Below are 18,187 nucleotides of genomic sequence, written 5' to 3'. Positions count from 1 at the left end.
AATTTATTTATATAAATAATACTTTTTCGACAACTTACGGAAGTCTTCGGCATCTTTATACCAGTAGTCGCGTATGTCCTCCCAACGGTTCCGTTTCGAGAAGCGCTCGCGTATCTGCCGCGAACCGCTTACTTTGTCGAACATGTTGAAACGTCCCTTGTCGGCATGGTCAAACACGGCACGGTCAGGATAGAGGGCGGCGACTTCCTGCATGACCAGGAATTGCAGGTCGCTCAACGGTGCTTTGCCGAAATCCATGATGTGCACTTGCACACCTTGCAGCAACTCGCCTTTGCCTACACTATAGAACGGCTTCAGGTACATCGGTCTGAAGATGACCCCCGGTACGTTCAGACGGTTCAGGTTTCCGGCCAGCTTTTCCGCTTCCATCCATGGTGCGGCAAACATCTGGAACGGAATGGTATACCCCACGCCGATAGACATATATCCCAGTTCGCCCAGAATGCCGCTGACGGGGTAGAAGAATGCAGAATGAGGATGTGGAATGTGTGGAGAGGAGGGAACCCATTGCAGTCCGGTTTGGGTATAATCCATCTTGCGTTTCCAGCCTTTCATCTTCACTATGTGGAGATTACATTGTTCCCCATCCTTCAACATCTTCTCGCCATTGAGCATCAGTGCCAGCTCACCGCAAGTGAGGGCGTAAAGGTACGGAATTTTAAACTGGCTTACAAAAGAAATGCAATCATCTTCAACCAAGTTGCCTTCAATCTTCAATCCGCCTACGGGATTGGGCCGGTCCAGCACAATGAATTCCTTGCCGTTTTCGGCAGCGGCTTCCATGGCCAGTCCCATGGTGCTGATGTAGGTAAAGGAACGGCAACCGATGTCTTGGATATCATACACTAATACATCCACATCTTTCAGCATGTCCGGCGTGGCCTTGCGGGTCTTTCCGTAAAGCGAATAGACGGGCAGTCCGGTAGTCGCGTCTTTGATGTCCGTCACATGGTCGCCTGCGTGCACATCGCCGCGCACGCCGTGTTCGGGGCCGTAGAGTGCCACAAGGTTCACGTTGGGCGCCTCGTGCAGGATGTCAATGGTGGACCTCATCCGGTTGTCCACCCCCGTCGGGTTGGTAATCAATCCTACACGCTTACCTTCCAGGCATCGGAAATTCTGTTCTTTCAGTACCTCGATACCGGTCTTTATTCTGATCTTCTGTGCTTGCATCGCACCTCCGCAAAGGAGGCAGAGCAAGGATATAATAATAGTCCTCTTCATAACCAATCACTAAATATTACTCACAAAACATTAATCATTAACCATTAATCATTTTTTTCCATATTCCGGGTCTATCCTTCTGTCTGCAAAAATGGTGACAACAACCGTGGCGAAACAGCATATCATTACCAACCAGAAGAAGTCCGTATATCCGATAGCCTCCTGGATATATCCCGCAAACATACCTGGTATCATCATGCTTAGTGCCATGAATGCGGTACAGATGGCATAGTGGGATGTTTTGAATTCACCTTCGGAGAAGTACATCATGTAGAGCATGTAGGCCGTGAAACCGAAGCCGTAGCCAAATTGCTCGATGGCGATGGCGGTTGAGATAGCAAACAGATTGTCGGGCTGGGCAATGGCAAGATAGACAAACGTCAGGCATGGCAGAGTCATGCATCCTGCCATCCACCAGATGGATTTTTTCAAGCCAATGCGTGATGCGAACAATCCTCCGAGGATACCGCCCAGGGTGAGGAATATGACTCCGATGGTGCCGTATACGATACCTACTTCTGCTGTCGATAGTTCCAGACCTCCCGATTCTTTGGAGGCAACCAGGAAAGGCATACACATTTTGATGAGGAATGCTTCAGGCAGGCGGTACAGCAACATGAACACGATGGCCAGCAATGCGCCCGGTTTGGTAAAATAGGTGGCGAATGTTCGTCCGAATTCTCTGAATATAGCTCCTGCAGTGGCGGCATCGGCAGCCAGTGTTGACTTATCTGAGGTGGGTTTGGGGACTGCAAAGAGGTGATAGAACGTCACCAGGCTGAACAGAACGGCTGTAACCAGCATCGTGATGGTCCATGACAGCGGAATGTTTTCGGTTCTCAGTTCGATGGCGCCGGCAATGGCTACGAGCACGCCTTGTCCGAAGATAGAGGCGAGCCGGTAAAACGTGCTTCGGATGCCAACGAAGGCTGCCTGGTCACTCTGTTTCAGTGCCAGCATGTAGAAGCCGTCGGCGGCAATGTCGTGTGTGGCAGAGGCAAAAGCCGTGATGATGAACAGCATCAGCGTGATGCTGAACATGCTGATGGGGGTTGTTCCGGCCGCCATAGTCGCCTCGTCCGGCCGTGGAATGGACAGCGTCAGCAGGATGAATGCCACAGACATCAGAATCTGCATGGAAAGGGTCCACCATCTTTTGGTCTTGATGATGTCGACAAACGGGCTCCAGAAGGGTTTGATAGTCCATGGCAGATAGAGCAGGCTTGTGAACAAGGCCATTTCTCCGTTCGGTACGCCCATTTTGGTAAACATCATCACGGAGATGTTGTTTACGATAAAATATGGAATGCCTTGTGCAAAGTACAAGGTGGGTACCCATGCCCATGGCGATATGTTTTTTGTATGGTTCATGATATTGATTTATTGTGTTCTATTCGATTATTCATACAGCTTGTCAATGCTGGCACCTATATAGTAGTGCAGCAGTATTGCATCATACTTATACCCTTGTTCGCCCATCACGGCTGCACCTATTTGGCAAAGTCCCACACCATGCCCCCAACCGGCGCCGGTGAGGATGAAGCGTCCGGGAATGCCTTCGGCGGACAACTCCTCTTTGTCTACCACGAAGGCAGAGCTGTAGAGGTGTGAAGTGGAGAGCGTGCGGCGGATTTCCAGTTCCTTGCCGATGGTGAGTGTGCGTTTGGTTCCCACAATCTTCAGTTTCCAGAGGCGTCCGCTGGTTCCGCGGGCTATGGGGATAAGGTCGATGATTTGTCCGTAGTCAATGCCTGAACGTTTCAGAATGAGGGCTGAAAGCTCTTCCTGGGTATATTCCACTTTCCAGCGATAGAAGTCCGTAGTCTCCTGGTCATAGTTATTGAGTACCTGTGAGAGGATTTTCTTGTCGGTGGTGTTGCAGAATGCTTCGGGGGAGGTACGAATCCAGCGGTCCGCTTCGACTTCCTGCGTCAAATCGGGCAGTGTGGCGTGCGTTTTGCTGTCTCGTTGTTGGGCAAGATAGGGGTATTTGATGTCTTCCCAGCAGTATTGGAATTCCTCGAAAGCACCGCCGCAGCATTTGGAGAAACGGGCGTCGCAAATCTTACCATCAGATGTCAGTACCTGGCCGCGGGTAGCGGAGATGGCTTGTTTCACAATATCGGTAGAGGCACGTGTAATGCCCTGGTAGCGTTGACAATGGTCGTCGGCGCATACATCGAAACGTGTGTGGTCTTCTCGGTCGTACCAGCGAATCAGCTCTTCGTCGGTCTGCGTAAAGGCCGAGTAGTTAGCTTGGGCTTCGGTGATTTCCTTATTCTTTTGTATTTGTGCCAGTAGCCAGCTTCGGGAGATGACAGCGTGTGCCTTGAGCAGCTCCAGAGAAGCGGTGGCACTCATCTCGGAGGAGATGACGCTGGTCAGATAATCTTCTACATGGATGACGTTGATGCCGGTGAGCTTTCCATTCTCAACGATGATTTTGAGAGCACCCAGAAAACGCTGGTCTTCCTTGCGCTCCCAATGGAAATTGATGCCGATGGTAACGTCCAATAGTTCGAAGGCATCGGTCTGCTCGTGTTGCGGTTCAAACAGCAGTTCGTCATACCGGCGTCCATTCCAGAGAATCTTGCCTTCGTCGTAGGTCACTACCTGCTTGCCGCTGACTTCCGTTCCGTCCATGCGATACGGATTCAGCAAAACGAATTCTATCTGCGGTTCAAACAGAATGCCTACTTGTACTTTGGGCTCTTTCATAATGGTATTTCTTTAAAATTAGAGTTCTTGGATTTCAGAAGTCATATTTTTTCCCTGATACGCTGCCGTACCTTGTGGAAATCTGTGGCAGAGAGGCATACTTCACTTAATATCTGCGCCACGTCTTCCGCAGTGATTTTCAAGAAATCCTTTTCTACGGGGGTGATAAAGACACCTCCCAAGTCGACGGATGCCGGGCTGCTCAACAGATTGGCTTCTCCTTCGGCAGTATAGCAGGCGGGGCGGTGTTTCTCGCGCGGGAAGACAAAGACCACCCAACGGTCGGCCTCGTATAGGACCAGTACGTTCATCATCGGCTCGTCTTCTTCGGGTTTCACGTCCAGAGAACGGTAAATGATGTCGAACAAGTCTGCCGCGTCCTCTTTGGAGGTGGATTCAATCACAAGTGTGGCACGGGGAGCGTCGTCAAGATACCACAGTGCTGCTTTCCTATAATCGGCTATTTTCCCGGCAGTCTGTCCGCGCCAGTCCTTTTCAATAGGCATGAACCCTTTGTTTCCTGCCTGGAAATGAGCATGGTCGGGGGCGGAAGCACCACATTTGGGACCGTTGTAGAAGATGGTGTAATCCGTCAGCGCCTCGGCCAGCTCCAGCATGTCGGTGAAGCGGGTGGCTATGCGTTGAGGGGTATGTGCCAGTTCCGGTACTGTCAGGTGGCGGGGGAAGATGGGGAACGGATTCACCAGAATATTGTAGTGTCCTCCGAACGGGATACCTTTCTGTACCGGCGGCAAATTGGCCGGGCACAGAAAGCATTTCCGTTCCAGGATGGACTTGGCATCCACTTTGGCACCGGAGGAAACGATGCGTGCGGGGTTGAACTGTACCTTATAAAGTATCCCGTTTACATTCAGCTCTTTCACCCGCACACCGGAGAGGGCGGCATAGTTGTTGCGTGCCGTCTCCCAGGATGCCAATTGTCCAGTCAGAAGATGGTGTATCGTTTGATTCATATCACTTGTTTTTGTTCATCGCTATGCGTGCCTGAAGTTCCCAGGTACGGATGCGGTCTTTGTAGAGGTTGTGTCCGTTCATTTTCACGATGTCCAGTGAGGCATCGGAGTTGTCGTCCCAACGGCGGCAGAGGTAGACCACGTCGTACACACGTCCTATCTGGTATTGGCGGGAGAAGTTCAGTCCCAGTGCATAGTCTTCGCCATAGCTGGTATTGGGTACTTTCACTTCGCGCAGCACCGGGGTATAGAAGGCGCGCGGGGCACCCAGACCGTTGATGCGGAGGGCGTTGTTGCGTCCGTTTGCCGGAGTCCATTCCTTGTGGTCGATGATGCCCGGAGCAATCATGTTCATGTTGAAGTCCGTCATCATATAGGTGCCTACTACCATGGCGCAGTTCTGCTCGTAGAAGGCGCGGACCATGATGGCGAGTGTATTTTCGTCTTTGTATACGTCATCGCTGTCCAGCTGCACGGCAAACTTGCCGCACTTGGGGTGGTGTACCCCCATATTCCAGCAACCGCCGATGCCGAGGTCGGTACGTTCGGGGATGATATGGATGACGCGTTCGTCATCCTTGAATTCATCGATGGCCTCCGTAGTGCCGTCTGTGGAATGGTTGTCGATGATGATAAGATTATATTTAAAGTCTGTCTTCTGCATCAATACAGATTTGATGGCGTCACGGATGGTACGGATACGGTTGCGTACCGGAATGATGACGGAGGCCTCATATTCGAAGTTACCGGCAGAGAACTCAATCTTCTTGAACTCCGGTGCCAGATATCCCCCGATTTCTTTCAGATGTTCGGTACATGCCTGCTCCATCTCAATCTGGCGGTCACGGTTTTTGGGGTCTACATAGTCGAAAATCTTTTCGCCGCTCTTGCGGGTATCGTTTTCCACCTCGCTGTATAAGTATTCGTTGATATGTACCAAGTCTGAATGTTGGCTCAATTTCAAGCGCAGGTCGTAAAGTCCGGCGAAGTTGTAGTCAGACTTCATGTGTCCGGCGGCTTCCTTTAGTTTTTCGGTGTTGAAAAGGAGCAGGGAGCCAAAGTTGAAGTCATCCCTCAAGGAACCGAATTGGTAGTCGATTACCGGAGCGTTGCTCTGCTTGCCGTCTGCTATTTGGTAGTGGTCGGCATATACCATACCGGCGCTTGAATCTTCAAGGATGTGTATCATACGTTCCAGTGCAAACATACCCATTTCGAGCGTAGTCTCTTTGGTATAAAGCAATGTGTATTCTCCTTTGGCTGCATTAGCAATAGCTTTGAGGGTTGCACTGCTGTAGGGCATGTCAACAAACAATATTTCGCAGTCCGGGAGCGATTCCAGAGTGGCATCGGTCGTGATTAACCGGATTTCTTCTATAAGTCCTGTCGCCTGTAGGCTATTCACTGTTTTTTCTACTTGTTCTTTTCCTGCGTAGGGAAGAAAGCAACTGATTTTATTCATGATATATCTTTTAATTTTTAATTCTCAATTTTTAATTCTCAGAAGTCCCACTTCCCCGCTGGTTGCCGTGAATAGAACTTCGTGGCCGTTCAACGGAACTACGGTACTGATGAGTGAATTTCCTATTTTATGTTTCCACAGTACTTTGCCTGTTTTTCCTTCCAGTGCGAAGATAAGTCCTTCTTTGGTACTGCCAAACATTACCCCCTCTTTTTCCACTTGCATGGAGGGGGCATGCTCATAACCGAAACCTACATTGGTTGCCCACAACTCCCGCGGAGTATCTCCTTGAGCTGCATAGCAAACAATGCTGTCGTTCATCGTTTTGCTATAGATACGTTCACCGTCTTCGGAAAGTCCGATGGTCTCGCGCACCATGGACTGGAAGGTGCGCCACACGGTATTGCCCGTATGGATGTCTATGGCGGTCATGGCGCGTTGCGGGTCGGTAATGAATACTTTGCCGTCGGTGGCTACCGGCCATACGGCGGCTGGAGAGAAGTGCATACGGGTCAGTCCGCCCGTCCATTTCCATAGTTCATGCCCGTTTGCCTTGCTCAGGGCATACAGTGTATTGTCCCATGCGCCGAAGATAACTTTGTCTTCCGTCACCAACGGCTTGGTCTCGATGTAGCCCTTCACGCTGGTGTAGGCCCAGATTACTTTTCCCGTATGGATGTCTATGGCACGGAAAGTGGCGTCACTGGCACCGATGTATGCTCTGCCGTCTGCGATGGTCACGGCTCCGAGCACCGGTTCGGCGGCTTCTACCGTCCAGAGCAGGCTGCCGTCTTTGGCGTTCAATCCGTAGATGCGACGGTCAGCAGACCCGAATACAACGATACCCTCGCTTACGGCCGGAGTACCGACAATGCGCTTGCCGGATTCAAAGCTCCATAGCTTTTTACCGTTTTTCAGGGCGTAGGCTGTCAGCTGTCCCATATCGTCTCCTACGAACACTTTATCTTTTTCTACGGCGGGAGAGCAGTAAATGCCTGCGCCCGTCTGCACCATCCATTGCTCCTTTACTTGCGGATACTCCTTGTTGACCGAGAAGTCAGGATATTTCTCTGCCTTTCCGTTGCGGTCGTAATACTGTCCGGTCAGCGAGAATGCTGTCCACTGCTTCTTGGGCTCGCCGATACGTTGCGTGTATACCCGGATGGAATCCCCGGTTACTTCATAGATGCCGTAACCCGGTTTCCCTTCTTTGTCGCACAGGTTGCTGCGCATCAGTACGCCCGGAATGCCGTCGTAACGTAAATCCCGGTTGCTGTGGTAGTGTCCGCCGATAAACAAGCGCACGTTGTAGGGGCGGACGGCATCCGTCACCTCATACCAATTGTCCACATCACCTTCCATTAGCGGGTAGTGGGTGACAAGTATCACCGGTTTGTCTTTGCCGTTTTTATCCATTTCTTCCGTCATCCAACGGATATCTTGCGGCACTACATGCCCGTAGGCCATACGCATCAGCGGACCGGAGTTGAAGCCGAGGAAAAGGAATCCCTTATGCTCGAACTCGAAGCGTTCGCCGCCAAAGATTTCTCCGAAAGCGGTACAGCCGGAGTCGCTCCATTTCGTTTCATGGTTGCCTAGGACTACGTGGTAGGGGACCTTCAGCAAGTCAAGGCACGATTTCACTTTTTCCATGGTAGTACGGTCGCCTTCTTCGGTCAGGTCGCCCGTCACCAGGACAAAGTCGATACTGTCGGTGGCATTAATCTGTGCCACGGAACGCAGCAGGTCCTCTGTGGGATTCGGATTGTTCGGGGTCAGATGAATGTCCGTCAGTTGGGCAAAACGGAATGTCCCTTGCTGTGCCTGCATCCCCAGGGGGAGCAGGCAAGCCATCAGGACGATTATTAACAGTCTTCTGTTCATAGATGATGATTGGTTGATATTACTTGTTGTCATTGAAGAATGTCAGTACAGCATTCATGAATGCCTCTCTTTCAGAATCAGTACGTATGGATTCAAAAGGGAATCCCAATACAACAGTCTTGTAGTCGCCTTGGTAGGCCACACCGGCACTCAGGTTGTTTTCAGAATACCGCATCACGGTGTGTGCATCTTTGGTTGCCGGTTCAATGGCGTCCGGTGATTCCACCACATACGAATCGGCATTCAGCTCATTGTGATAGGTATAGTTTCCTGAAAGGGCGGGGAACGGAGAAGCTACGCTTTTCACCTTACCCATTGTAGCCGCTTGTCCCACACGCCACTTATATTTCAGTACTTCCATCGCAAATTTCTTGTCGGCTTCGTCGGCGGTTGCAAGGCGGTTGTCCCATAAATCCGTTCCTACAAAAGCGCCCGAAACAAAGATATTTCCACCTTGCTTACAATAAGCCGCAATAGCCTCCTGCATCGGTTTGCTGAAAGTCTTGAACTCCAACGGTTTTACGCCTCCCCGTCCCATCTTGGTCTGGCATTGCTTCCCAAGTATCAAGTCCACATACCTATACTCCCTCATATCCACCGGAATATTCTTCTCTCCCTTTCCTACGGGGGAGAGACTTTCATTACTAACCGATACAAACGAATATCCCGCTTTCAGGATAGCGGCACCATGTATGGCAGGATAATCGAACGTATTTCCTGCGATGACTTGGGTCTCGTAATTTCCATAACTGTCGCCGAAACCGGAGGCGTCGTCGTCCATCCAGGGAATGGAACGGCGGTATTCCTTCATCTTGCCAATGTAGCTGATGTCATGGATATAGGGGACCCCGTGGTCCTGCTCATCCAGAAATCCGGCAAGGAGGGTGTCGGCGGGGGCGGGGGCCGTAAAGTCGGCAGGGGCACTGATGCGGTCGAATCCGTTTATCACCAATACGGTACCTTTGGAATTGAACGCCCGTCCGGCGGAAAGAATTTCGGAAGGGAAACTCTCGCCGCCCTTGTTGACAGCGGTAACCTTGTAGCTGCATACCATGCCGGCGAGGAGCGTGGTTCGGTAACTGTTGCCGTCCACCAATACTCCGTTGTCGAAATCCCCGTCGCCGATACGGGTATAAACAATGTATTTCTCTGCTACGGCAGTTGGTTCCAACGCATCCGCTACGGGTTGCCAGGTCAGTTCCACTTCGTTCTCGCTGGTCATGCGCAAGGTCATGTGGTCTACCGGTAACGGTTGCACTACATAATCCATGTTGTATTGTGAGCAGAGGAACTGAAGCATACCTTTGTAGATGGCGCGGCTTACGGTGAAACGGAAACGCGGGTCCAGTCCGTAGCGCATGTCTGCAAAGTTTTGATGGGAAAGTAGTTCGAGTAGCATGGTAGGTACGCGGGGTACACGGGCCTCATAGTAGGATTGGTTCCATTTGCCCCGGCGTGTCCATTGGGGTTCGTAGAGGGTACGCACGTCACGCACGATGTTGGACTGAATCAAGTCTGTCAGGTCGTGGCTCAAGTAGCGGGATGCTCCGTTGGCGAATTTCTCATTGTAGGCGTTGGTATAGTAGATGCCGAGTGTCCCGATGATGGAATCGTTCAGTGTAGTTCCTGCATCGGAGTGGAAGGCAAAGGCCATGTTGACAGGGATGTTCAGCCCTTTTTCCGTCGGGTTCACGGCAGAGCCTCCGGAAAGGTAGTTCACCCAGATACCACGGCATTTATAGTCGTCGGTATAGTCATTCTTGCCGTTGCTTTCTGAATATACGCTGTCCGGTATGCCTGCCCATTGCAGCCAGTAGCGGGCGGCTTCGCAGAAACGGGGATAACCGCTGACTTCTCCCCGAGCTATGTTTCCCATGCCGCCGCCTATCTTCACGGCGTCGGCAGTGATGATTCTTCCTACTTTGGAGGAAAGGTTGTTCAGAACGACTTTGCATTCATTGTTCCGGCCGGCATTGAAGCCGAAGGTGCCGAGGTAAATCCAGGTGCCGCCTCCCATTTGCTGGTTTACCTTGAACTGCGTGGTGCCGCCTTTGTGATAGACGGTGTAAAGGGCATCGTCCGCGCTGTTTGGCAAGGTTTGGTAAGAGACGTATACGGCGTATTGTCCGGTCGAAGGGATTTCGGGAATCCATTCGGCGGTGCTTGCGTTTCCTTTCTTGATGGTTTCTATGGCGCGGTAGGTGCCTTCCTTGAAAGGATTCTCAAAGTCTATGTATTGGGGGCGCAGGTGGGCGAAGCCTTGTCCTTCTCCCTGACTCCAGAGCTTGTCACCGGAATTTTCTGTATAGACGGAACGGCCGGTCAGGCAACCGTCATTGTCTACGATGACTTCTGCCGTCTGGCAATCGCGTTCGCGGGGAAGCAGCACATTGGCACCGGCATTTTCCAACATCGGTACGAGGAAGGGCAATACGTAGCTCTGGGTGTAGAGGTCTTCCACTGTCTGGAAGATACGCGCACGCTGCCATTCCCAGCGGTCGAGTTTTGATTCGTAGTACCAGCCGTGGCTTTGCCATAGGGCGATATGCCGGTTATGCAAGCCGTTGGTGGGGGTGTAGGGGGAGGAAACTTCGGTAACCAGAGGCTTGGAAGCGACGGGGCTGAATGTCTTCGTCTTTTTGTCTTTTTTACTGCGCAGGGCTTGGGGAACCAGTTCTTCGATACTGCGCTTGTTGGTACGGATTTGCAGCTTGTATTTGGCAAACTCCACCGGCAGCAGGGCGCTTACGCCTTGGTAGATTTCGGCCACATTGTCCTCACGGAAAGGAATATAGGCACAGTTCATGTTGGCAAACAGTTGCAGTGTATTTCCTTCCACAGCCACTGAGTCGATGCTGATACGTCCTACGGAAACTTCTTTTCGTGCGGTGGTATCCAAGAATTTCCCGATTGCCTGGCGGACATCCGTCGGAAGTCCTTGCGCGCCTCCCGCGTGGGGGAAGAGGGAGGCGGCAAGCAGACTAAGTAAAAACTGACGTCTTACATTCATAGATGATGTATTAAGTTAATTGTTCTTTTTATCTTTCTTAATCAATAGACAGAGACCGATGAAAGTGAACAGTGCATTGAAAATCAGCAATTCGTAGCTGAATTGATAACCTCCGAACCAGACTTCGGAATTCTTCTGCAGAATGAAGCAGAGAACCGGGGAGGCGATGGCAACTAACGGGATGTACTTGTCACGCACTTGTTGTTTCATGAAAATGCCGAAAGCAAACAGACCCAGTATAGGACCGTAGGTATAGCTTGCCAGAATATATACAGCGTCGATGACACTGGTGTTGTTGAGAAGATTGAATACGAAAATGGTGATTCCCATGACAACCGCCATGCCGATGTGCACTTTCTTGCGCATCTTCACAACCGTCTCTTCCGACTTGCCTTTCGTTCCCAGAATGTCTACGGTGAAGGAAGTGGTCAGCGCGGTGAGTGCCGAGCCTGCGGCTGAATAGGCAGAAGAAATCAGGCCGATGATGAACAGTATGCCCACAATGGCAGGGAAATAGTTGCCGGTGGCAATCAGCGGGAACAGTTCGTCACTCTTCTCCACCGCAATCTGCTGGTTGGCGGCAAAGATGTAGAGCAGCACGCCCAGCATCAGGAAAAGCAGGATGACGAAGAACTGCGAAATGACACTGGTAATCATGTTCTTCTGTGAGTCCTTGAAGTTCTTGCAGCTCAGGTTGCGCTGCATCATGTCCTGATCCAGCCCGGTCATGGCAATCATGGTGAAGGCACCGGCGAGGAACTGCTTGAAGAAGTACTGCTTGCTGTTCACATCGTCGAAGAAGAAGATGCGGGACATGTCACTGTCGGCAATGGTGCTTACCATACCGGTAAATGACAGATTGAGGTCGGAAGCGATATACCAGATGCAGAGTACGACCGACACCACCAAGCAGAATGTCTTCAGAGAGTCTGTCCAGATAAGAGACTTTACGCCACCCTGGAAAGTGTACAACCAGACCAGTGCCACCGTGATGGCCACGTTCAGTAGGAAAGGCAGTCCGAAAGGTTCGAATACCAGCAGTTGCAACGTCAGGCATACGAGGAACAGACGGACAGCGGCACCGAGCATTTTGGAGATGAAGAAGAACCAGGCACCCGTGCGGTAGGAAGACATGCCGAAACGGTTCTCCAGATATTCGTAGATGGATACCAGGTTCATTTTGTAGAATAGCGGTACCAGCAGATAGGCTATGATGAGCTGTCCGGCAATGAAGCCCAACACCATTTGCAGATAGCCGAAGCTGCTGGCGGCAACCATGCCGGGTACGGATACATAGGTCACACCTGAAATGGCGGAACCGACCATGGCGAACGCCACGACATACCAGGATGACTTGCGGTTACCCACAAAGAAGCCGGCGTTGTCTGCCTTCCTTCCTGCAATATAGGATACCGTGAACAGTATCGCGAAGTAGGCGGCTATGGTGATGATTACGGATAGTGGAGTCATAATGTTTATTTACAATTTGTTCATTTACAATTTACAATTTGCCATGCGGCGTTTCTTTAGTATAAACTGTTGTACCTTCCCATTTACTTTTGAATTGTACCTTCTCTGAAATTGTACATTGTAAATAGTGAATTGTACATGTCTTTATTCTTCGTAGAGCAGGTAGGGCTTGCGCTGTACCTTGAATTTCTCTACGTCGTCTTTCCATCTTGCCTTGATTTCTTCGGCGCTTTTCCCTTCCTTTATCATTTTGCGCACGTAGTCGGTGCCTATCAACAGCTCGAAGAAGGAACGGAAGAAGTGGTCGTCCATGTTCAGATTCCGGTAAGCGTCTATCACGTAACTCAGGTCAATACCGCGTTTCCAGATTTCCTCGTCGCTCATGTTGCTCAGGTTCACGCCGTGGCAAAGCTTGCCCAACTGGGGCGGATTCTTGGCTCCGGGAACACTGCGCGGGGTGAAGCTGTAGCTGTAGCCCGTCATGTTGGGATGCCCGTAGACCTGGAAGGGGAGGTCGGTTCCTCTTCCCAGACTGACCGGAGTGGCCTCGAAATAGCAGGTCGAGGGGTACAGATAGATGGACTTCATGTTCGGCAGATTGGGGGACGGGGGAATCGGCAGCTTGTATAGGGTCCGGTGCGTATAGTTCTTGCAGGGAATGACGGTCAGGTCGCAAGTGCGTGACGCCGGCAACCAGCGTTCGCCGTTTACCATCAGGCCCAGTTCGCCCAGCGTCATGCCGTGCACCACGGGAATCGGCAGCCAACCTACACCGGATTTATATTTCATGTCCAGTATCGGGCCGTCCACGTAGTGTCCGTTCGGATTGGGGCGGTCCAGTATCAGCACCTTGCGGTTGTATTCTGCACAAGCGTCCATCAGCCGGCACATAGAGGCATAATAAGTATAGAATCTTAGGCCTACATCCTGGATGTCTACCACAAGGATATCAAACTTGCGCATGGATGCTTCGCTTGGTTTTCCGGATTTCCCGTCGTACAGCGAGAGGATAGGTACTCCGGTCTTCTTGTCTACCGAGCTGGACACGTGTTCGCCTGCGTCGGCATCTCCTCTGAAACCGTGTTCAGGGGAGAAAATGGCTACCACATTGAACTTGTTTTCCAGCAGAATATCCAACAGATGCTTGTCTCCTATCATTCCTGTATGATTGGAGAATATGGCAATTCGTTTATCTTTTAGGATTGGAAAATACTCGGAAGTCTGTTCATCACCTAAAATAACTCGTTCTTCTTGTGCCCGGCACAGTAAAGAACTACATAGCACAAAGGCTAAAAGCAGCAGTTTCTTCATAATAGTATTATTAAGGAGGACGTTGTTTGCAACAAAGATACGTTTTATTTTAATATCAAAAACACTTATTTGGGTATTTTTAGTATTATCAATCATAATTTGCAAATAGTCAACTGTTCACCTTATTAAATAATGGTTGAACTGCATCAGCTGCGTACGGAAATACTTTTTATAAAAAGAGTGAGGGCCAAGTTTGCCCTCACTTTGGTACAATCGGTGGGAGTGCCGGTTCATTCTTCTATTCTTACCAGATGATAAAGTGTTCCCCGGTTCGATTTCTTGTTGAGGATGTCCAGCTTGCGGAGCGTGCGTCCGAAAGCTGCTATCCGGTTGATGGCCAACTTATCCCTCGTTTTCTGTTGCAGGTCGTTGAAAATCTGCATGGCTGTGAGCCATTCGCCTTCTTCGCTCTCCTCCGCGCCACGGAAATGGCAAAGGAAAAGTTCTTCCAATGGGTCTACCCGCTCGAATTCCCGGTTGTACTCCTTTACGATTGCTTCGTCAGTGTCGTCCAGCCAGTAGCGTTCACCCTTCATGATGTCGTGCATGGCTTGGGCATAGAGCTGGTGATAATTGATAGTGACGTTTGTCTGGATAGGACCGGTCACTTCGATGCAGATGAAACGGCGACTTCCCGACGGGTCGGTCAGCAGGTCTTTCAGATTGCTGGTCCCGATGAAGGAGGCATAGCGGCGCATTTCCTGAATAGTGGTACCGTAGGGCTTTCGCAGGTTGGCAACCGGTTTTTGCAGGAGGTGCTTCAAGAAGCCTTGCTGATTGGCGTTTATCTGGTCGAATTCGTCGATGTTAATCAGAAAAAAGCGGCCAAGGCTGCGCTCCGCTTCCTGCTTGCTCTTGAAGTCGATACTGTCGGTGTAGCCGAAACGCAGTTCCGGTGGCAATAGGATACGGCAGAAAGTACTTTTGCGGTAACCTTGCGGACCTACGAGCAGGGGCGAGGTATTGTTGCCGTGCTGTTTGTCGATTCCCCGCCAATGTGCCACCATGCCAAGAAACCACCGGTAGAACAGTTCCCTCCAGTGGGGATTGTGGCAGGGCACGAGGTCGGCCAATGCGCGGATGCGGTCTTTGCCGTCCCAGCGTCCGGTGTTATAGAGATATTCTTCGATGGGGTTGTATAGCGGCACGTAGTCCGAAGACAGGAAGCGGGTGATGTCGCGGTCCCACACACGTACTCCCTCTTTCAGTGCCTTCATGGCGATGCTGCTGCGTACGCGCTGGTCGGCAGGTTGGAAGTAGAAGTGGATGGAGTCGCGCTGCCGGTATTCCAAGTCGCCAAGCACGGTGTTGTAGCGGAATTCGTAGCGGCGTTTCATGAACTCCTCCAGCCGGAAAGCAGTTTCCTGGTCTTTGTTCAGGCTGCTGCGGGTGCCGAAGCCTTTCAATTCCCCGTAAAGGTTATGCAGCGTCAGGCGTACAAGGGGTTCGTCTGCCTCCCGGTAGTAGTGCATCAGTGTCTGGCGCACCGCTTCTTCTTCAGGAATGCCGGCTTTGAAGCAATGTTCGGCAAGGCGGGACAGCAGCGGGCGCAGGTCGTCGCCCCGTCGCCAGTTGTCCAAATCGCGGAAGGCGCGGTCGAGGGCGGCCTCGAAGAGCAGGTTGCATGTGTCCGCCACTTCGTAGCCGGGAGTCATTCTCAGCAACGGATTGCTTTCCTGCTGTTTCCGTTGGCGGTAGTTGTCTTCCGAGGGCAGGGCGCAGGGCTGTTCCAGGCAGAAGGCCACGGCGGTGGGGCTATAATAGGGCTGTTCGTCCACGGTCATCCGGCAGCTTTGTAGGAGTGAAGGAGCCTGGAGGGTGATGGGGAAAGGGAGAAGGGGTTGGTAGCACTTCACTGCCAGGCGGTAGGCGTGGGCGTGGAATAAGGCGATATCGTCTTCATTCTTTGGAAGCCCTCCGTCGGGCAGGGTGAAGCGTACCCATATTTTGGCGCTTCGTCCGCTGGAGCCACAGAAGGCGGCAAAGGTTTGCGGCAGCAGGGCGGCTTGTTGTTTCACCAGTTCGGCTTCGGCCACCCCGGCCAGATTGTTTACTTCCAGTAGTATCAGCCCGTTGTAGGTCTTTATCCGGTGTTCTCCTGCTTTGGTGCGGGTCATTTCTACGGCGGGATAGAGACGCGGCAGTCTGTCGATATGCTCATATCGGGCGTTGGTCCCTTTCAAATGCGGGATGATGCTACGCAGCTCCGTAATGTATCCGGTCTTGTTCTCGGTTTTCAGCTTTTCCATCAACATGTCCGTTTTTTGTGTGCTGACGGCCTCTTTTCCGCTTTCGCGTTCCTCTCTGATCAGTGTGATTTTCATTCTTTATCGTGTATGTAATATTCTTGTAAAGATACGCCGGGAAAGGGGGGGATACAAGCTTTTCAAGGATTATTTTCCGATTGGCTTCTTTTTTGGGGTGGAATGTCTATATGTTTCTTTTATAAAAGGTGTTCGTTTCTTTGCTTATCCCCATAGTTTTGTCTACTTTTACACCAGAGTTTATGAACAGTCCACTAAAGTGGTCTTTCTTGTTCATATTAGTGAACGGAGCAGCTCACTACAGTGAACGGTTCTGCTCACGGGCTGGGCTGTGATATAACCTTTGTACTTCAACAGACTGCGTACGTACTTCGCACGTGTTCCGTGCAGTGCTTTATCGTATAATGTAACCCTTTAACGCAGTTTGAACTATGGCTATTTTGTTTGATTGGTACGAGAATCCGGACTCGTACGACAAATCTCCGGAAGATAAAATCCTTCATCCCCGTCTCCGCCTAAATGGGAGCAGGTCTACCGATGAATTGCGGCGGGACATCCAGGCACGTTGCTCATTGACAGAAACCGATGTGACGGCTGTGCTCGATGCTGTGTCGCACGTCATGGGCAGGGAACTTGCCGAAGGAAGGCAGGTGCATCTCGACGGCATCGGCTACTTTCGCGTGTCGCTCACCACGACCGAACGGGTAGTGGCTGCTACCAAGCGTAAGTTGACGAAGGTGAAGATGGCGGGTGTGAAATTTCGTGCTGACCAGAAACTGAAAAATGAAATTGGTACCATCAAGGCAAAGGCTTTGAAGGCAAACGAGCATTCGGCTAAACTGACGGATAAAGAGATAGACCGTCGGCTGACCAACTATTTCGCCACTCGCCCTTTTATGACACGGAATGACTTTCAAAGCGTTTGCGGCATGATGCGTACTACTGCCATGCGGCATATCCGTCGGCTGCGCACCGAAGGAAAGTTGAAGAATGAGGGAACAATGCTGCAACCGATTTATGTACCCGTTTCAGGATATTACGGTAAGAATGAGTGACTTATAACTTTGAACGAAGAAATCTTGTGGTGAGGGCAAATTTTGCCCTCACTTTTTAAATTTGCTCTCACCCACCTCTTGAATGCCGATGAATAGGGCGATGCGTGCGAAAGGTGAGGGTGGTGAGGGTGGATGTGTGAAATTTAGTTTAGTTTGATGGGCGGCTGAATATGGGTATTCCCATACGGTGTATATGTTCCAAAAGGTCGGCATTCTTTAATTTGCCATAGATGGAAAGGTCTACGCTGTAAGGCAAAAGCAGGTCGTCTATTTCATCGGAAAGGCTGCTTAAAGTATTATACGTAAGTCTGTCTCCCATCAGCGTGATGTCTATGTCGGAAAAAGGCTTGAAATTTCCTTTGGCTCGTGAGCCGTACAAAACAGCCTGCTCTATTTCTTCATGTTTCCGGAAGAGATTGCATAGCTTTTCCAGTTCATTGTCGGTCAATCCGTACATAGCTCAATCGAATAAGGATGGTGTATTCAAGGATTGCATTTTCTCTTCAGAGACTACATCGTTGTCATGATTGTGCGATGTCAGATTTCGGGCTTCTATAGTCTCCGTCCATTGCTTGTCATCAATCAATCCCATTTCAAGGGCTTTGCGTATGGCATCACGGGAGCTGCGGATGTCGGTATACCCCTGATATTCTGCATAGTCCTTCATCACTTTCCAGGCCAGTTCGTGGGTATATTCAAAACGCTGTATCCATCGTATGTCTTGCTGTACCATGATAGCTGTCTGTTTTTAAGTAAGCAAATATAAGCTTCTTTTGTGTAACGAGCAAATGGAT

At 50.8% G+C, this 18,187-nt stretch carries 13 protein-coding genes; 1 reads left to right on the top strand and 12 read right to left on the bottom strand.

The features are described from left to right. Nucleotides 1–3: 3 nt before the first annotated feature. The 10 genes from ACESTD_RS06910 to ACESTD_RS06865 form a co-directional block, all read right to left on the bottom strand. Nucleotides 4–1,245: an exo-beta-N-acetylmuramidase NamZ domain-containing protein gene (locus tag ACESTD_RS06910; protein ID WP_005834674.1), complete on the bottom strand. Its 1,242-nt coding sequence runs from the start codon at nucleotides 1,243–1,245 to the stop codon at nucleotides 4–6. Nucleotides 1,246–1,293: 48 nt separating this feature from the next. Beyond that, a complete protein-coding gene (locus ACESTD_RS06905; RefSeq protein ID WP_005824972.1) occupies nucleotides 1,294–2,616 on the bottom strand; it encodes an MFS transporter in 1,323 nt (440 codons plus the stop codon). Nucleotides 2,617–2,643: 27 nt separating this feature from the next. After that, entirely contained in the window at nucleotides 2,644–3,963 is a 1,320-nt protein-coding gene (locus ACESTD_RS06900) for a SpoIID/LytB domain-containing protein (protein WP_005834675.1), read from the bottom strand. 41 nt (nucleotides 3,964–4,004) lie between these two features. Continuing rightward, nucleotides 4,005–4,937: a DUF4922 domain-containing protein gene (locus tag ACESTD_RS06895; protein ID WP_005824968.1), complete on the bottom strand. Its 933-nt coding sequence runs from the start codon at nucleotides 4,935–4,937 to the stop codon at nucleotides 4,005–4,007. 1 nt (nucleotide 4,938) lies between these two features. Next, complete coding sequence (locus tag ACESTD_RS06890) at nucleotides 4,939–6,399, bottom strand: glycosyltransferase family 2 protein (protein ID WP_005834677.1); 1,461 nt, start codon at nucleotides 6,397–6,399, stop codon at nucleotides 4,939–4,941. Between the two features lie 24 nt (nucleotides 6,400–6,423). Continuing rightward, entirely contained in the window at nucleotides 6,424–8,283 is a 1,860-nt protein-coding gene (locus ACESTD_RS06885; RefSeq protein WP_034523321.1) for a PQQ-binding-like beta-propeller repeat protein, read from the bottom strand. 19 nt (nucleotides 8,284–8,302) lie between these two features. Then, a complete protein-coding gene (locus ACESTD_RS06880; RefSeq protein ID WP_005834682.1) occupies nucleotides 8,303–11,293 on the bottom strand; it encodes a hypothetical protein in 2,991 nt (996 codons plus the stop codon). A gap of 15 nt (nucleotides 11,294–11,308) precedes the next feature. Next, nucleotides 11,309–12,763 (bottom strand): sodium:solute symporter, encoded by a 1,455-nt coding sequence (locus ACESTD_RS06875; protein ID WP_005834684.1) that lies wholly within the window; start codon nucleotides 12,761–12,763, stop codon nucleotides 11,309–11,311. A gap of 144 nt (nucleotides 12,764–12,907) precedes the next feature. Beyond that, nucleotides 12,908–14,074 carry an exo-beta-N-acetylmuramidase NamZ domain-containing protein gene (locus ACESTD_RS06870; RefSeq protein ID WP_034523026.1) on the bottom strand — a complete coding sequence of 389 codons (1,167 nt, stop codon included), beginning with the start codon at nucleotides 14,072–14,074 and terminating at the stop codon, nucleotides 12,908–12,910. Between the two features lie 230 nt (nucleotides 14,075–14,304). After that, entirely contained in the window at nucleotides 14,305–16,398 is a 2,094-nt protein-coding gene (locus ACESTD_RS06865) for a BT4734/BF3469 family protein (RefSeq protein ID WP_005834688.1), read from the bottom strand. Between the two features lie 371 nt (nucleotides 16,399–16,769). Between ACESTD_RS06865 and ACESTD_RS06860 the strand changes: the two genes are divergently transcribed. Further along, nucleotides 16,770–17,393: an HU family DNA-binding protein gene (locus ACESTD_RS06860; protein WP_005834690.1), complete on the top strand. Its 624-nt coding sequence runs from the start codon at nucleotides 16,770–16,772 to the stop codon at nucleotides 17,391–17,393. Between the two features lie 148 nt (nucleotides 17,394–17,541). Here ACESTD_RS06860 and ACESTD_RS06855 read toward each other — a convergent pair whose 3' ends face one another. Both ACESTD_RS06855 and ACESTD_RS06850 read right to left on the bottom strand, forming a co-directional pair. Beyond that, nucleotides 17,542–17,850 (bottom strand): nucleotidyltransferase domain-containing protein, encoded by a 309-nt coding sequence (locus ACESTD_RS06855; protein ID WP_005824948.1) that lies wholly within the window; start codon nucleotides 17,848–17,850, stop codon nucleotides 17,542–17,544. Nucleotides 17,851–17,853: 3 nt separating this feature from the next. Then, nucleotides 17,854–18,126 (bottom strand): HI0074 family nucleotidyltransferase substrate-binding subunit, encoded by a 273-nt coding sequence (locus ACESTD_RS06850; protein ID WP_005824947.1) that lies wholly within the window; start codon nucleotides 18,124–18,126, stop codon nucleotides 17,854–17,856. Nucleotides 18,127–18,187 lie beyond the last annotated feature (61 nt).

The sequence above is a fragment of the Bacteroides sp. AR20 genome (assembly GCF_964250605.1).
Taxonomy (GTDB): domain Bacteria; phylum Bacteroidota; class Bacteroidia; order Bacteroidales; family Bacteroidaceae; genus Bacteroides; species Bacteroides uniformis.
This window is presented reverse-complemented; position numbering and strand designations above follow the sequence as displayed.

What these genes read in the sequence shown, in the direction of transcription:
- ACESTD_RS06910 (WP_005834674.1), bottom strand. Translation starts at nt 1,245, where the DNA reads ATGAAGAGGACTATTATTATATCCTTGCTCTGCCTCCTTTGCGGAGGT.
- ACESTD_RS06905 (WP_005824972.1), bottom strand. Translation starts at nt 2,616, where the DNA reads ATGAACCATACAAAAAACATATCGCCATGGGCATGGGTACCCACCTTG.
- ACESTD_RS06900 (WP_005834675.1), bottom strand. Translation starts at nt 3,963, where the DNA reads ATGAAAGAGCCCAAAGTACAAGTAGGCATTCTGTTTGAACCGCAGATA.
- ACESTD_RS06895 (WP_005824968.1), bottom strand. Translation starts at nt 4,937, where the DNA reads ATGAATCAAACGATACACCATCTTCTGACTGGACAATTGGCATCCTGG.
- ACESTD_RS06890 (WP_005834677.1), bottom strand. Translation starts at nt 6,399, where the DNA reads ATGAATAAAATCAGTTGCTTTCTTCCCTACGCAGGAAAAGAACAAGTA.
- ACESTD_RS06885 (WP_034523321.1), bottom strand. Translation starts at nt 8,283, where the DNA reads ATGAACAGAAGACTGTTAATAATCGTCCTGATGGCTTGCCTGCTCCCC.
- ACESTD_RS06880 (WP_005834682.1), bottom strand. Translation starts at nt 11,293, where the DNA reads ATGAATGTAAGACGTCAGTTTTTACTTAGTCTGCTTGCCGCCTCCCTC.
- ACESTD_RS06875 (WP_005834684.1), bottom strand. Translation starts at nt 12,763, where the DNA reads ATGACTCCACTATCCGTAATCATCACCATAGCCGCCTACTTCGCGATA.
- ACESTD_RS06870 (WP_034523026.1), bottom strand. Translation starts at nt 14,074, where the DNA reads ATGAAGAAACTGCTGCTTTTAGCCTTTGTGCTATGTAGTTCTTTACTG.
- ACESTD_RS06865 (WP_005834688.1), bottom strand. Translation starts at nt 16,398, where the DNA reads ATGAAAATCACACTGATCAGAGAGGAACGCGAAAGCGGAAAAGAGGCC.
- ACESTD_RS06860 (WP_005834690.1), top strand. Translation starts at nt 16,770, where the DNA reads ATGGCTATTTTGTTTGATTGGTACGAGAATCCGGACTCGTACGACAAA.
- ACESTD_RS06855 (WP_005824948.1), bottom strand. Translation starts at nt 17,850, where the DNA reads ATGTACGGATTGACCGACAATGAACTGGAAAAGCTATGCAATCTCTTC.
- ACESTD_RS06850 (WP_005824947.1), bottom strand. Translation starts at nt 18,126, where the DNA reads ATGGTACAGCAAGACATACGATGGATACAGCGTTTTGAATATACCCAC.